General features: G+C 39.5%; 11 protein-coding genes and 2 pseudogenes. 2 read left to right on the forward strand and 11 right to left on the reverse strand.

Features of this window, described 5'->3' with window-relative positions; translation table 11 throughout:
* Positions 1-25: 25 nt before the first annotated feature.
* Positions 26-1,540, forward strand: a pseudogene (locus ACSJJG_RS14810) (conjugal transfer protein TraG N-terminal domain-containing protein).
* A 334-nt stretch (positions 1,541-1,874) separates the two neighbouring features.
* Here ACSJJG_RS14810 and ACSJJG_RS14815 read toward each other — a convergent pair.
* The 11 genes and pseudogenes from ACSJJG_RS14815 to ACSJJG_RS14865 form a co-directional block, all read right to left on the reverse strand.
* Positions 1,875-2,345, reverse strand: coding sequence for a GNAT family N-acetyltransferase (locus ACSJJG_RS14815; protein WP_189760730.1), 471 nt, complete (start codon positions 2,343-2,345; stop codon positions 1,875-1,877).
* Between the two features lie 90 nt (positions 2,346-2,435).
* On the reverse strand, positions 2,436-3,719 hold the full coding sequence (locus ACSJJG_RS14820; protein WP_189760731.1) for a hypothetical protein: 1,284 nt from the start codon (positions 3,717-3,719) through the stop codon (positions 2,436-2,438).
* A gap of 169 nt (positions 3,720-3,888) precedes the next feature.
* On the reverse strand, positions 3,889-4,716 hold the full coding sequence (locus tag ACSJJG_RS14825) for a nitroreductase family protein (RefSeq protein ID WP_189760732.1): 828 nt from the start codon (positions 4,714-4,716) through the stop codon (positions 3,889-3,891).
* Positions 4,695-5,885, reverse strand: a complete 1,191-nt coding sequence (locus ACSJJG_RS14830; RefSeq protein ID WP_189760733.1) for a YcaO-like family protein — start codon at positions 5,883-5,885, stop codon at positions 4,695-4,697. The genes ACSJJG_RS14825 and ACSJJG_RS14830 overlap by 22 nt, the downstream gene beginning before the upstream one ends.
* Positions 5,886-5,888: 3 nt before the next feature.
* The gene (locus ACSJJG_RS14835) at positions 5,889-6,662 is read right to left on the reverse strand and encodes a SagB/ThcOx family dehydrogenase (RefSeq protein ID WP_189760734.1); all 774 of its coding nucleotides are present in this window, start codon (positions 6,660-6,662) and stop codon (positions 5,889-5,891) included.
* The gene (locus ACSJJG_RS14840) at positions 6,643-7,737 is read right to left on the reverse strand and encodes a SagB/ThcOx family dehydrogenase (protein ID WP_189760735.1); all 1,095 of its coding nucleotides are present in this window, start codon (positions 7,735-7,737) and stop codon (positions 6,643-6,645) included. Before ACSJJG_RS14840 ends, ACSJJG_RS14835 begins: the two co-directional genes overlap by 20 nt.
* Before the next feature lie 10 nt (positions 7,738-7,747).
* On the reverse strand, positions 7,748-8,848 hold the full coding sequence (locus ACSJJG_RS14845; RefSeq protein ID WP_193836407.1) for a SagB/ThcOx family dehydrogenase: 1,101 nt from the start codon (positions 8,846-8,848) through the stop codon (positions 7,748-7,750).
* Positions 8,835-9,767, reverse strand: a complete 933-nt coding sequence (locus ACSJJG_RS14850; protein ID WP_189760737.1) for a hypothetical protein — start codon at positions 9,765-9,767, stop codon at positions 8,835-8,837. The genes ACSJJG_RS14845 and ACSJJG_RS14850 overlap by 14 nt, the downstream gene beginning before the upstream one ends.
* A gap of 185 nt (positions 9,768-9,952) precedes the next feature.
* Positions 9,953-10,225 (reverse strand): MBL fold metallo-hydrolase, encoded by a 273-nt coding sequence (locus ACSJJG_RS14855; RefSeq protein ID WP_399478402.1) that lies wholly within the window; start codon positions 10,223-10,225, stop codon positions 9,953-9,955.
* 199 nt (positions 10,226-10,424) lie between these two features.
* Positions 10,425-10,610, reverse strand: coding sequence for a hypothetical protein (locus ACSJJG_RS14860; protein WP_189760739.1), 186 nt, complete (start codon positions 10,608-10,610; stop codon positions 10,425-10,427).
* Between the two features lie 138 nt (positions 10,611-10,748).
* Positions 10,749-11,623: pseudogene (locus ACSJJG_RS14865) on the reverse strand (IS982 family transposase).
* An 81-nt stretch (positions 11,624-11,704) separates the two neighbouring features.
* On the opposite strand from ACSJJG_RS14865, the gene ACSJJG_RS14870 reads away from it, so the two are divergent.
* The gene (locus tag ACSJJG_RS14870; protein ID WP_481089776.1) at positions 11,705-12,889 is read left to right on the forward strand and encodes an MFS transporter; all 1,185 of its coding nucleotides are present in this window, start codon (positions 11,705-11,707) and stop codon (positions 12,887-12,889) included.
* Positions 12,890-14,193 lie beyond the last annotated feature (1,304 nt).

Genomic DNA, 14,193 nt, shown 5'->3' on the forward strand with positions numbered 1-14,193 from the left:
TGTCAGGCTCGATTGAGGGAACACCATGACCACCAACAGCTATCTGGAATACTTTCTGACCCTGCTCGGCTGGGTGGTCAATAACGGGTTATGGCAAATTCTGATTGCGACCGGGCTGTTTACGGCGCCTTTAGTGATAAAGGTCATCGCCGTCTGGCTGAAAGTGAGAGAGTGTGGTGAAGAGGACGGCCAGTGGTGGGTTACAGTCACTTGCCCGGATTGAAAATACCTTGTACTGCGCCTTTTTCGTGATGGTGGTGTGCTGTGTTCCACTGGTGAATGTCAGCCTGACCACCCTCCAGTATGACCCGTCCCGCGCCAAAAGCTGTGGCACCTGGACGCCGCAAGCACCGGACAAAAGTGGTTATGCGCCGGTGATCTCCAGCCTGAATAACCAGACGGCTGCCGTGCCGCTCTGGTGGGCCGTGGTACACCGGCTGTCAAAAGGCTTCACGCAGGCAGCAGTTGCCTCCATTCCCTGCCGGCCGGATCTACGGCAACTGCGTTTTGAAGTGCAGCACACCCGTATCAGTCATCCGGCACTGGCGGCGGAGTTGCAGGATTTCACCCATGACTGTTATGCGCTGGCATTGTATCAGTGGAAACAACGGGATCAGGGACAAACCACCGATGCGGCCAGGCTGAATGATATCGACTGGCTGGGCAGTCGCACCTTCTTAGCCGGTGATTACCGTACGCTGCAATCCCGAACGCCCAGGTACCATTTCCGTGGAATGAAAGCCGGGACAGTGGGCGGCCCTATACCGGGCAGGGCGGTTATCCCACTTGCCAGGCCTGGTGGTCAACCCCCAAAACCGGACTGGAGGCCCGGGTACTGGCGCAGGCCGATCCGGGATTATGGCTGCGTCTGTCGGCCACCCTCAAAATGCTGGGCAAAGAATCACAGGAATATAAAGAAGCGGTGCTCCGCCGTCTGGTCAGCCCGGTAAATCTGACGGTTTCTCAGGAAGGCTATGTTTACGCAGGCTATGGCGGCAACGCTGATCTTACCCTGTTGGATGCGGGCAATCGGGTCGGTGCGTCGGCGGGGACGATATTGGGGGGATTGATCAGTACCCCGATGTTTGATGCGGTGCGTCAGGCTCTGCCCATGATGCAGGCGGTGATCCTGATGGCGTTGTATATCCTCATCCCGTTGATCCTGCTGTTTGCCGCCTATGAATTTAAGACGGTACTCACACTGACGTTCGCCCTATTCGCATTGAATTTTCTGACCTTCTGGTGGGAAACCGCTCGCTGGCTGGACAGCTATTTACTGGACGCCCTGTATGGCTCAGACACCCATAGCCTGTTGAATCTGGCAGGGTTTCAGAATACCTCGGACGATTTGATTATGGGGTTGGTGATGGGCACGTTGTTTATTGTGCTGCCGATGGTCTGGCTGGGGGCATTGGCCTGGGCCGGTGTACGGATGGGTGATATGGCAGGCATGATGAGTCAGGGCGTGGGACAGGTCAGGCAGTCCGCCGGCATGTTCGGGCAAATGGTGATGCAGAAGATGTTGTCGAAAGGAAAGTAGTGAGACATGTTTTTTGTCATAAAAGGGGGATCGTTGCCCCGTCAGAATACTCTGAAAAACGTGTCACTTATTACTCTTCCTCATCATATTTGTCGTGCTTTTGTTTTTTAAGCAGACTAAATGCAGATGAATATAGAGCTGCAATCTACCGTCGATGTCAGCGTGATTTTGGTCTTGCAAACGGGATGTGTTCATATAGTCGTATCATGCATCAATTCGAGGGCTTCTTTTTAGGCATTTGTCAGATTAATGTTCATGGGCGCGATTCTGATCTGATACGAATGAAAAATCAAGTATCTTCAATTATGATGAGGATATTGAGATAGGCTATAAGTTATATTTTCTTAATTAAGCATATCTCACGAATTTTGCAACCAAGAATATTAACATTTTTATATTTTCCAGAGGGAGTGAAGCCAATTTTTTCATAGAATTTTAAAGCTCTAAAATTATCTTTTATAACCCATAGTGTAACAAATTTGAAACCTGATAATTTCAATTCTCCAAGGGCAGCATATATTAATTTTTGGGAATAACCCATTCCCCAATACTTCTGATAAAAATAAATGGCAAAAATTGATCCAGTATTAGGGTCATCTCTTGAAACACCAAATGAACAAAATCCAAACATTTCATCATCATATTCAGCAATAAGAGTTTTAGGAAAACCAGTGTCAGAACGATTTAATCTTTTATACCAAGATTCTGCTTTCTCATAGACAGACAGCTTCCCAAGTTTCTTTTCTGGAATAACATGTTTATAAGCAGCTTGCCATGATTTAACATGTAATAATGCAATTTTCATTACATCATATACACATGCTTTTCTGATTTTACATATCATAATAATAAAACACTCTGGTATTCTCTGTGAGAATAAAATTGTTAGAAAAAATCAAAAAATAGTATTCAAGTCTAAATGAGTTGGATACAGAGATAGGATACTGTTAAAATAAGACTGATGTTCAGTATAACCGAACTTATCTTCCATGAAATGGAAATAACGCATGCGAAGGCGTTTTGCAAGTTTTAATAAAATTTCTTGTCCACCATCTGTTTGTGCAGCATTATTTTCTGAGTTATAAATTTCATCAAGGATTTTGAATAAAACACTGCTAATTTTATTAATATCAACGTTGATAGAGATATTATCAATCTCAGCAACGTTATTCTGGATAAGACAACTGAACCAAAAAAGACCATTCTCAGCATCAGAACTAGCTAAGATGCCGCCAGATGATGAATTTTTCCAATATCTACCTCGAAAAGAACGAAGTAGGCGTTCAGCTAAAATTAATTCTTGAGTGATAGGTACTAATTCACCGAATAAATCCTTACATGATTCCAGTAAGAGCCAGACAGACATATCAACGCGAAACTCTTCAATACCGGCATACTCCAAACCCAAGGGTATTTTTTTTACAGCTGCACCGAATAAAGGGATAGGTCCAGAACCATGTAGTAATTCATGAAGAGTCAACCACAAAACAAAAGCTTGGTCTAATTTTTCTTCGGAAACATTAACCAAAATACTGGGGGCACCATTAACTATAAAATGATCGTTAAGTAATGGAGCAGTTAGATGATTAAATCGAATTTTGATAATGTTATGAAAAAGAATTGAGCGACGATAGTTAATTTGTCGTGTAGAATCGCTCCAACCAGAAAAATAAAACGGGCTAAATAGAGCTATATATTGCCCAAGGCCACGCCTGAACGCTCCTTCGATTAATCCAATATCATAAAACTCAATATGACGCCCATGAAAATCGAGCGAGGTTCCAAAAATACGGCTACCCAGTATATCAAGATTATTTTCAATAATATCAACTAAGTATCTGATTTTAGCTGTACGACATGCTGCTAGCAAGCCCTGTTCAGCAGGTTGACCTTCCATTGCTCTCATTAATCCCAGAAACACAAAACATTGAGCATCTTGAAGCTGCCCGAATTCGGCAACAGCGTCATCCCAAAAGCCACAGTTCAGTCCATTGAGGATACATTGATTAAGTTCAGTTTGAACCTGTAATACAGGAGAAGGCAGAACAGCCTGAAACAAATTTGCTACGTTAACATAATCGCCTTCGCGGACTGCAAGACAAAGTTCATGCCAAGGAAGAGAAAAATTTAAATCTAATCCTACAGGTAATTCGATAATTGCATTAGTTAAATTTTTCATTTTGTGTCTCCAACGATAAACACCAAGTAGTAGCCGTTTCGTCAATAAGAAGGTTAGGGTCTTGAGCATCGATTAAGTAGTCAATAGATAAGTTTAATCCCAATGTTTTTGCAACAAAGCGAGCTTGCTCATTAAGATGGCCTAAGTCTAAAAAAAGGTCTTTCCAGGTCTAGGAATGACGATAACGCCATTGATATTGTTCAAAATTCCATTTAACCCGAATGAAGGCAAAGAAATTTTGACCATCACATTTTTCCGAAGAAACTAAAATTAATGAATGATATCGCATATTATATTCATAAATTTCAACGTAATTATTATTGCTAGTGGTTACGTTTATCCTGAAAGGATGACGGCATCCCTTTGACGGCACAGCTTTAAGAACTACATCTAAAACATCTAGAAAACGTGCTACCCGAAGTTTCCCAAATGTCCAAAAAAGTAAAAAACCAAGCTTCTCAAATTTTGCTATCGGTTTATAACTTGATGGATAAAATGCTGGATGAGGAAGGCGACCTGTTTTAATATGAGAGTTCAGTAAATAAGTGGGTGGTGGAGGCGATATATTTAAATATTTTTCCATTTGATGTCGATCTTGATTATATACATCTGGTTCTGAGTAGTTTGCATGGTAAAGAATAGATTTACCACAAATATAACCAGCAACATCAGTTCCAGATAATGGAAAGGAAAACGTATCTGTCCAAACTGATTCTCTATCAGAAAGGTCAAATAACCCGAGTTGTGCTAACTGGTCAATAATAGGCCACCATAACTCTTCATTCCAATTGAGATCAACCCTAATTGATTCTAAGTTTATTAAATTATCAGTCTGGCATAATTTATTTATAAGCCGAAAGATTTCATCATTTGGCTCCGATATCTTAGCTTTCCTTAATTGGGCTGGATTACAAGTATACCATTCACCAGATATACTAATCATAGTGAAAAACTTACTAATTTTAATATAGTTACTTATGAAAAAGGGTGAAGGCATTTTATTCCTCCTTTCCAACAAAAAGGAAGATTGGCAGGAAGGAAGCATTGTACTGACTGAAGCCCCAATAATTCAGATAATGGTGTTGAACGATCTATAATAAAACAATCATTTATATTTTTCTTATTTACATTAGAAGAAATAAATGAACCAATATTATTCTTGCACGCATCATGAAATTTTAGTTGCTTAAGTGTTTCCTGAGCAACTTCCTTCATCATATTAGCTTCAAAGCCCGAAGATATTTTGTATTTATCTTCGTGGACTAATTTTGGCCATATTTCAAAGGAATGTACAAGTTGTCCATACAATTCGTTGATAGCATGCAATCTTGCTTGCTGGTCAGAAGTATCAACACCACAGCCTGTGATTAAAGCAGGGCTGTTGATACCATCTCCCAAAAATAATGCCAGATAAAAATTGCAAGCGTTTTCTAGATTGATGTGAGAAAGCCAGATAGAACCACCAAGCTTCTCAATGTATGAAGCCAGTTCGTTTCCTATAATATCAACATTTGCCATATGTACAGAAGGTAAACCGCTTCGCCAAATATCTTTCAAAATAGCTCGTTCCAAAGCTTCATGGAATCCGTTCTGTACTGCATTTTCATATAAAGAATGTACGGCCATTCCAGTAGAGTCGGGGAAAACCAAAGGTTCTTTGACAGTAGCCAAAGATTCGATCTGTACATATTCGAGAGGTAAGAAACTTTGGCGATCATCTATTTTATTTTTGCATGTTATCCACCAACGTGGATTATCAGTTTCATGGCGAAGCTCTAAAAGATTAGCTACTGAAGAATGTATATGTCCTTTTAATTCTCTTGATGATGCAAAATGAATTTCTTCAGCAGGCCGACAAAAAGCGCCTACCCGTTCTATCGCCTCTGCACGAGCTTTTAAAAGAGCACAATCAGGGTTGGAATCTATACCTCTGCCAACCAATAAACGCGCAGTGCCATCAAAACATGAGACATTCAATATAGCTATAGCTATATGTAATAATACTGTATTTGAGATATTTGATTTTAACCACATCCTGGCATAATCACTGGGCAAGGTTCCATCAGGCCAAGAATATCCATATTCACGGTAAACTGTGGGAAGTTGACATAATGGATTATCAAACCATGCTGATAAAAAGGCACGGGTTTTATTATCATTAGACATAGATCACCCTTCTATTTTCTTGCCTAAAACCATGGCATAGAGCACACACTCCCATGGGAAATCAAGACGTAATGTTGAAGCGCAGAATTCATCGTCAAAGCCACCAATAACAATGTGTGGGACACTCATCTTAGTCGCGGCTAAACAAGCATTTTGGGCTATATGTCCTGTTTCTAATAGTATGTAGCGGTAGCCACGATCACCATATTTGGGACAAATTTTCAACAATTTTCCTACCCACATGATAATTGCTGATGCAGATGAATAATCAATATGGTGTGTATGAAAAAGTAGAGAAAAATCGGATGGTAAGCTTATTTCTTTATTTTCAATTAGCTGAGTAGTGAGTGGATCGTAAGTAAAAGCTGCCATTGGCAAATCCTCTACTTCCCGGCAAAGTACTAAAGATGAAACAGGAAATAACCCCCCAGCTGAGGGAGCAGTGCGACATAGCCCTACAGGACTATCGTGTATAATACCATTAGCACACCATAAAATATCTAACAAATCATGAAGTGTGAGTGGTATTTGACCAAATCTGCGTGCGGACTGTCGAGAACGCAAAGTCTTTGAAAAATCAGATAATCGAGCATCATAGGGTGAATAATCTGTTTTTACATTGTTTCTTTTCGACTCAAAAATTAAGTCCTCGAATGGAGAAGATGGCTCATACAAATGACCGAAACTTGATATAAAGTGAAAAGCCAAGCTTGCTTTCGAATGTTTTGGAAAGCGATCATCAGAAACATCATTCCTATCAACCGATTGCGACGACATATAGAGGTGCCTCCTCATAGCCATTCATACCCATGATACGGTTAGCATAGTCATCCTCAAAAGCTGGAGTCAAAAAAGTACTGAAATGAAAAGCCGTTCCAAGGAGTATATATTTTTGAGCTAATTCAGCTGTATTTATCATTAGAGTTCGATATGCTCTAGGGTGACGATACCTATACATATAGCGCAACCAAATTGCAGATATCACAAAAGCACAAGCACAACCCCGTATACGTTCTTGTCCAATACACATTTGGATTAATTCGTCACATAGATCGCCATGACGTATGAGTGCTACGCGATGATCTAATGGGTCATAGTGATAGATACCTGGTTCTAAACCAGATACATTGAATGCGAAGAAATAGCTTTCTAATGCTGAGAATGATGAATTAAACAGCCTTTCAGGCTGATTTTCGAGATACTGTTCTGCTTCTTTCCTTAATCTGCGCGTTTCAATATTGGCGAAATGCAGGATTGTGCTTAACTCATTTTGATCAATTTGTTTTTTTTTCCAGGGTTGGTTAGATCGCCGCCGTAGAAGTAATTGCTCCATGGGTTCTTCAGGAAGAACGTTGGGAGAAGGAAGTGCAATATATTTCTTATCACTGTAAATTTTCCAAAAATCCGGTATAGGTTCTTTTTTGATTAAATCAGACAGCATCTCACGTTGTTGTTTTATTGGATCTTCCGATTCTCTATCTAAATAAGGCAAGTTTCTTGTGCATAAGTGCATCACAAGTGCTTCCAGCCAACCACGATCGATCCAGTGCGCAACTGCTTTTTCTTGAGGGTTGGCTATTGATGCATCTTGAAAAATATTAGATTCATAGAGATTTAAAATGACATCCAATGCAGTATCTACATCAACTTCAAGAATATTCGCGAACGTTTCTCTGATAGCAGAAATTGATTGAGTATTGGAAATACTGGCTAACGCACTTAATATTCTTACATCTGGCATGACATATGTTTCTCCCTGTAACAGGAGATCTATGTGAATTTTTTTACCAAATCGAATACGGAAAAATGGATTTAGCTTAAGTTCATTCGGCATTTCTATTACATTTGTCATATCTTTCACCCTAACCAATGAATGCAAATGAGGAGGCAGCTTCATTGAGTCCATCAATTCCCAAGAAAGCTTCAACTTCCTTCTCTGAAAGGGAATATCCACGAAAAGAACGACGTTCAAGTGATGAAGCCAGGTATGCTAATGTTTGCATGACATGGCCAAGGTCATGTTGCATAACACGATACGAGCGACCTTCTCGATAACGGAACATGCTTCTTTCAAATATTGTACTAAAGAGAAAGACCAGGATAGGTTCGAAGCTGAGCCGCGATCGGTGGCCTAGTACTTTTTCGAATAGTAGTTCGCTGTGATCCCCCGGAATGAGCAAAGATAATCCATGGTGCTTGACGCTATAATGGTAAAGGCCTTTGGCTATGTTTTGGCAGTGTAAAATTACAATGTAAGCCTCAGTTGGATGCCGACTACCACCAGAAGGTGAGGTTTTTGCCACATGGACTCCAGTGAGAGGTAGGCGTCTTGTTGCAGTTTGACCGACGCTTAACTTCAGCAGATAAGCTAGTTCATTAATACTAAATTCTCCTGTTCTATTACCTCTTGAAACTTCTGCTGAAAAAATTTCATTTAGTCCGATTATTTTTTTTTCATTTATTTCATTAAGTTCAGGCAGTTTGATGAATGGTAAATTTTCATAGAGCTTATAATTAGATGGTAGCGACTCTTTTTCCAAATATTCGCGCATTTCGGCTTTATCTTCGAGTCCCTTTGGATCTGCAAGGTAATCCATTCTAATCAATCTAGTTGTATAGAAATGATATTGAATCGCTTCTTCCCATCCGTGTTCTCTCCAAGTTCCTCTAAACTTATCAATATATTTATGAAGCGGATCATCTTGCTTAATTACCATCTTTATTTCTATAAGTTGATTAAAAGAAGCCTCAATTGTTTTCTTGGGAAAATCAAATTTCATACTAATTTGGTTTACAGCATCATCTAAATAAACCCAATCAGACAATATACTTTGCATAACTAAAAACAAGGGTTGTGTGAGAAGGTTACTAAAGTAAGTATCTAAATTTGATATATTTCTAATGAAAAACCCTTTTGGTGTATTAATTCCATTAACACCCATAGCCATTCTAATTTTCATCATATTTAACCTTCATTAATCGATTAGCTTCTCTTTTCACCCATCGGTTAAAGTGAGTTTCTGGATCGTTATTGAAATATGAAAAAATAGGATCTCTTACATCGTATCTCTGTGTTTTAAATACACCATCATTCGATTGAAAAATACGATGTAATGTTGAATAGACTCTTGAATGAAAGTATAAGACAAAATAAGGTATTTCAGCCGATTCGCAGGCCAATAAAGCAGAGGCGCTAACTCTAATATGCAATGAAACATATGGAATAAATAATTTGTCTAACTTTATTCCTGACGGAGAAAATTCTACAACATACTCTCTTATTGTATTTGAAGGAAGTATAATTTCTATTCCATATCTAACTTGTTGTTTGCACAATATTGCAATAGAACTATCAATACGTTCTTTTTGCTTTTCTAGCCATGGAACAAACTTATTTTGCAACCAAATAGAAACTGCTTTTTCTAGCCTGTCAATTCCAAGACATTTAGGGTCATCATCTTGGAGCGGAGATAGACTCTTTGTCGGGTCTACTCTTGGGCGGTCAAAATTACCCGTACTTTTGACTATTTGAGAACCCTGTATATCTAGCTTAGGTATTCCATTGACCACTGAAATTATATCACCAGGTAGTAATGTAACCATTTCTATCCCTGGTAGATAAGGCTTGATCTCTTCTATAAAATCCTTTGGGTGCATGGGGAAACTATAATAATTTGCCCAATCATATTTCCCAACGTATTTCATCCCAGAACAACTTGGAGCAAAAAATAATGGTTCAAGTGCTTTTATTCCTGTTAAGATATTCTCAATGTCAGTACTAGGGAATTCTATGTCCCAATATGTTAAAAACCGATGTTGTACATCTGGATAAGCACCTATCAGTACAGGATTATTACTGCAAAATGTTTTTATATACTGCACTTCATTAATATCTAAATAATGATCGCCGGAATATACAACCGCATCTTTTCCATCTTTAATGGTAAACCTAAATTGGAAATCCTCAAGGATTTTCTCACCAGTAAATAGAATTTTTAGTGAGTTTATTTCTATTGTTTCACCTGTTTTTGCAATTTGAAAGTTACTAAAACCGAGAATACTGAGACCTAAAATTTGATGCTCTGCGATGGGGGGTAAATGACTAATGCATCGCGATTTATCATCGATAAACTTTCTAGCTCGAAATGCCCTGGATGTTGATGAGTAATAATTATTACATCTATTTTTGGTAGTTTATCAATATTTATAGTTCGGTTTGGACAGACTTGTGCAGTTCCAGCTTGAAACACAGATTTAAGCAACGGTTCTACCAATATCGTTAGATTGGTTGTTTCAATAAAATAACAAGTGTGACCCAAATATGTCCATTTCATAGGCATAACCTATTTATTAATGGTGGAATTCCTGATTATAAGAATTAGCCACCTTGTGTTAGTAATTTTCTTTTTTGTCTTAGAAATATGCCCTTAAGATACCTTTCTTTTCTAAAGAGCATATTTCCAGAATAATTTCAGACAATATTTAGCACAATCCATATTTATGAATATAGATTAGTTGAATATGTAAGCTGAATAAATTTCAGCGAATACAGCACTGTTCCATTAATTTTGCGTCTAAAGGATCAGTTTTCGATTTGATAACAAACAAACCTTTTGGTTGGTCTGTTCCACTTGGCTTGATCATCTGTGTTGTTCTACTGAGGCTTACCGAAATTTTTTCAAGATCACTACTCGATACTTTGTTTAGTGCGTCAGAATCTTTCATTTTTCATTCCTCATGTTTTTGAATGAAACCATCAAGTTATTCGTTTCTGCATTGTTAACAGAGTTAATATAATTATTTTTTAACAATTTATTTACTCTCAGATAACAACTGTATATAAATCTAACGCGATGCTCGACTTTAACATCCTATAACGTTGGCTTGTTGAAGCCAGTCGCGTTGACTTTTACCTTGTTTAAAATTGGCAAAAATACCCAACGTGTGAGAAAGCAGTTTTCTGGCAATTCGATTACCCAAATGCCACAAATCCCGCGCCCAGCACTTCTCGATAGCAAATTGCCCGGCGAGTTGACCAATCACGGTTTCAATTAAACGGCGTTTGTCATTAATACGCTTTCTGATTTCCCTGGGGATCGGATCATCCATATTGGCACGCACCGGCGTAATCATCTCAATGCCCTGCTTTTTCATTTCCTGTTTAAACTCAACGCCTAAATACCCTTTATCGCCCAGCAAATAGCCTTTTATCGGGACGGACAAATCCCAGGCCGCTTCACGCTCACTGACGCTCGCAGGTGTTAACGTGAGCCCCGTGACTACGCCGGTTTCATCTATCATCAGATGCCCCTTAAAGCCGTAGTATGTTTCGTTCTTGGCGGCACAATATCCATAATCCGCTTGCCCTTTAAAGTTGGCGCTGCCTTTCGCTCTTTTGAATCCACAGACGGGCAGGGGAAATCCGTCGATAATATGCACCGGTCTGTCGAGCGCGCCCAATAACGTCGCCAGCTGCTCTTGCAGCTTTTGTTTGACAACCCAAAGATTTGCCGCCTGTTTAGCAAAATTGGCGCGTGAGCCCAGTCCCGGAAACCACTCGCGCCAGTGGTCAAAAAAGTATTTCCAAATCCCTTTATCTGTTGAAAACCCTAAGAATTCACCAATCACTTCCATCGTGATGACTTCGGCATCGCTCATCTTAGGTGGTTCCCCCGGCTTCGTAATCGTGTGCCTTGCTGTAACGCCGTTAAATTATCGTCTACCCAACAAAAACCCAAATGATAAAATCTTGCTGTGACATAGCCTTTTGTTCCTTTATTTCTCTATTTTTGGCGATTTAAAGTTATAAAGGAGCGGCTATGTCATTTCAACTCATCATAAAAAGTCGAGCATCTCGTGATCTTTATAATCCGGCACTGCCTATAATAAAAACCGCACTCGCAATTACTGACAATCAGGCACAAAGCCTTGTTGTTTATTATCTCGTTGGTTTCGCTGTATCCCAACTTTTTTATGGGCCTCTCTCCGATAAACACGGGCGTATTCCTGTCATTGTATTTTCCTTATTATTTTCCGCTATCGGCAATTATCTGACTTCTACGGCTGGATCATTTCACACATTATCTCTATTCCGGCTTCTGACCGGTATTGGTGCAGGCGGATGTCCGGTTATTAGCAGAGCTATACTCAGTGATACTTTCCGGGATAAGACGGAATTATCTAAATCTCTGGCTATTTTTTCGATGGCATCACAAGTTTCACCTGCTTTTGCACCTGTCATTGGGGGGTATATTACGGAATATCTGCCGTGGAAGTTTAATTTTATCGCTCTTACCATAATGATGCTGATAGGTGCATTTTTTGTAAAAATGACGTTGCCGGAAACATCACCGATGAAATCAACAGACAATGGTCGGATAACAGGTTTTCGAATTCTATTGTCTGACATTAATTTTGTTGTATATAGTGTTGTCTCTGCCGTTTTGTTCGCTATTACCATTGGTTATTTTACTGCCAGCCCTTTCATATTCCAGACACAATTTGAATTATCTTCATCACAGAATGGATATCTGTTTATGGTTTATTCTGCCGGGATCGTAATAGGTTCGTTGCTGACAAAAAAATGGTTGTCACATTCCACACCAGAAAGAATTCTGAAATTTTCACTCCCATTATTAGTGTTGTTTACAGCAATGGCGCTCATTTTTATTTATTTTACTCGGATATTGTCGATTGAATTTATCATTATTTATAGTTTTGCGGTAGGGCTAGGATGTGGGCTGTCTTCTCCATTATTACTTGGGATAAGTTTGCATGAGCATCCAGAATTGTCCGGAACAGGCAGTGCCTTACAAGGAGCACTAAAAATGGCCGGAGCAGCCGTTGTATTATGGTTTTTCTCGAGTGGGCATACAACAACTGCGGCTGGTTTAATGTGGGGACTTTTTATTCTTGCCTTGATTTGTTTTGTTTTCATTACCTTTACTCAGTATAGGGTATCCGAGCAACCAAAATTGATAATGTTATCTTCACTGTCATATTAACGGAGAGAATATGGATCTTGGAATCGCGGGTCGCTGGGCTGTCATATGTGCAGCCAGCGAAACGAGAACAAACAACAAAGATTGATTTAACCGTCCATATTTTCCTCTGAGTTTGTGCTCTCTTGAGAGGAATTATAGCCATTAAACTTAGTCGTTTAATTATCAAACAATTAGTTAAAATATTCCCGCCATTAGCACAATCTAATGGTCAAGGCTACTAAACCTGTCTGAATCGCCACCATCAATATTAATTAATGGAAGAGGTAGCAGAAATGAATAACAACAATGTTCAAAACGACTGGCATCAAGCTGATTAATTGCTGCACTACGCAAACGTGGTACAACCTTAGCGGCTCTCTCCCCCGTGAGATGGGACTCAGTTCATCAAAATTAGCCAATGTACTCAGCAGGCAGTGACCTAGAGGTGGGTGGATTATCTCGGAATCCATCCCGCTGTAATTTGTGATCGATGTCGTAAAAATGAATATTTTTATTTCAAGCCCTGAACGTAAAATGGCAGCCAGATTTGACCATTTTTAACCCTCACGGCTTTTTTGCTTTACGATGATTGGAAAACACGCAATAAGCAATATAAATAATTTAAATCAGTCAGATAGGAAAGCAGAAAAACAATCAATAGTTAATTAAATGTTAAAGCCTAATCAGTCCAATTTGCACTGCTATGATGTTTAGGAACATTTAAAACAAGAAAAGGGTGACTGTTTTTCAGTCACCCTTTTCTTGTTTAAGGTAATGATTTCAGTAATTGATTCTGATGTCAAGTGAGGTGTAAACTTCGCGGGATGCCGATGCCAGTTCGGTATCAATTATCTTTTCGTACCATCTACTGTTGATGCAGGGCAGTTCAGTCAAACTCCATCCTCCTAAGTGACTGAAACCCGCCCTGTTCTTTTTAATCCGTTTTATTCCTTATCATCAGAACAATCGGTGTATAGCTCCAGTAGTCTTTTCACCAACGGCAGATTCCGCTACGACGCTTTCAGCCGGCTAAGGTCAAAAATCGGATCGTCGGTTTCGGCACCTGCCACTCACAGTGATTCTTACTACCTTCAAGACCAGTTCAATATAATGCCTTCCAGATTGATATCCCACATCCGCAGGTGCAACAACTGGTTCTGGCGTATCCCCGTAAAACGTAATGTCGCCAATAGCCACATCAAATCTGAATGGTAATGATAAAGATCGCCACTAAGTTAATAATATATTCAAATAATTACTGACATAATCACTATCAACCACAAGCCCAATGAATCTTGTTCGTTAACAAATCTATTTGAGCCACA

It is taken from the genome of Xenorhabdus sp. SGI 60 (assembly GCF_056632175.1).

What these genes read in the sequence shown, in the direction of transcription:
- ACSJJG_RS14815 (WP_189760730.1), bottom strand. Translation starts at nt 2,345, where the DNA reads ATGAAAATTGCATTATTACATGTTAAATCATGGCAAGCTGCTTATAAA.
- ACSJJG_RS14820 (WP_189760731.1), bottom strand. Translation starts at nt 3,719, where the DNA reads ATGAAAAATTTAACTAATGCAATTATCGAATTACCTGTAGGATTAGAT.
- ACSJJG_RS14825 (WP_189760732.1), bottom strand. Translation starts at nt 4,716, where the DNA reads ATGCCTTCACCCTTTTTCATAAGTAACTATATTAAAATTAGTAAGTTT.
- ACSJJG_RS14830 (WP_189760733.1), bottom strand. Translation starts at nt 5,885, where the DNA reads ATGTCTAATGATAATAAAACCCGTGCCTTTTTATCAGCATGGTTTGAT.
- ACSJJG_RS14835 (WP_189760734.1), bottom strand. Translation starts at nt 6,662, where the DNA reads ATGTCGTCGCAATCGGTTGATAGGAATGATGTTTCTGATGATCGCTTT.
- ACSJJG_RS14840 (WP_189760735.1), bottom strand. Translation starts at nt 7,737, where the DNA reads ATGACAAATGTAATAGAAATGCCGAATGAACTTAAGCTAAATCCATTT.
- ACSJJG_RS14845 (WP_193836407.1), bottom strand. Translation starts at nt 8,848, where the DNA reads ATGATGAAAATTAGAATGGCTATGGGTGTTAATGGAATTAATACACCA.
- ACSJJG_RS14855 (WP_399478402.1), bottom strand. Translation starts at nt 10,225, where the DNA reads ATGCCTATGAAATGGACATATTTGGGTCACACTTGTTATTTTATTGAA.
- ACSJJG_RS14860 (WP_189760739.1), bottom strand. Translation starts at nt 10,610, where the DNA reads ATGAAAGATTCTGACGCACTAAACAAAGTATCGAGTAGTGATCTTGAA.
- ACSJJG_RS14870 (WP_481089776.1), top strand. Translation starts at nt 11,705, where the DNA reads ATGTCATTTCAACTCATCATAAAAAGTCGAGCATCTCGTGATCTTTAT.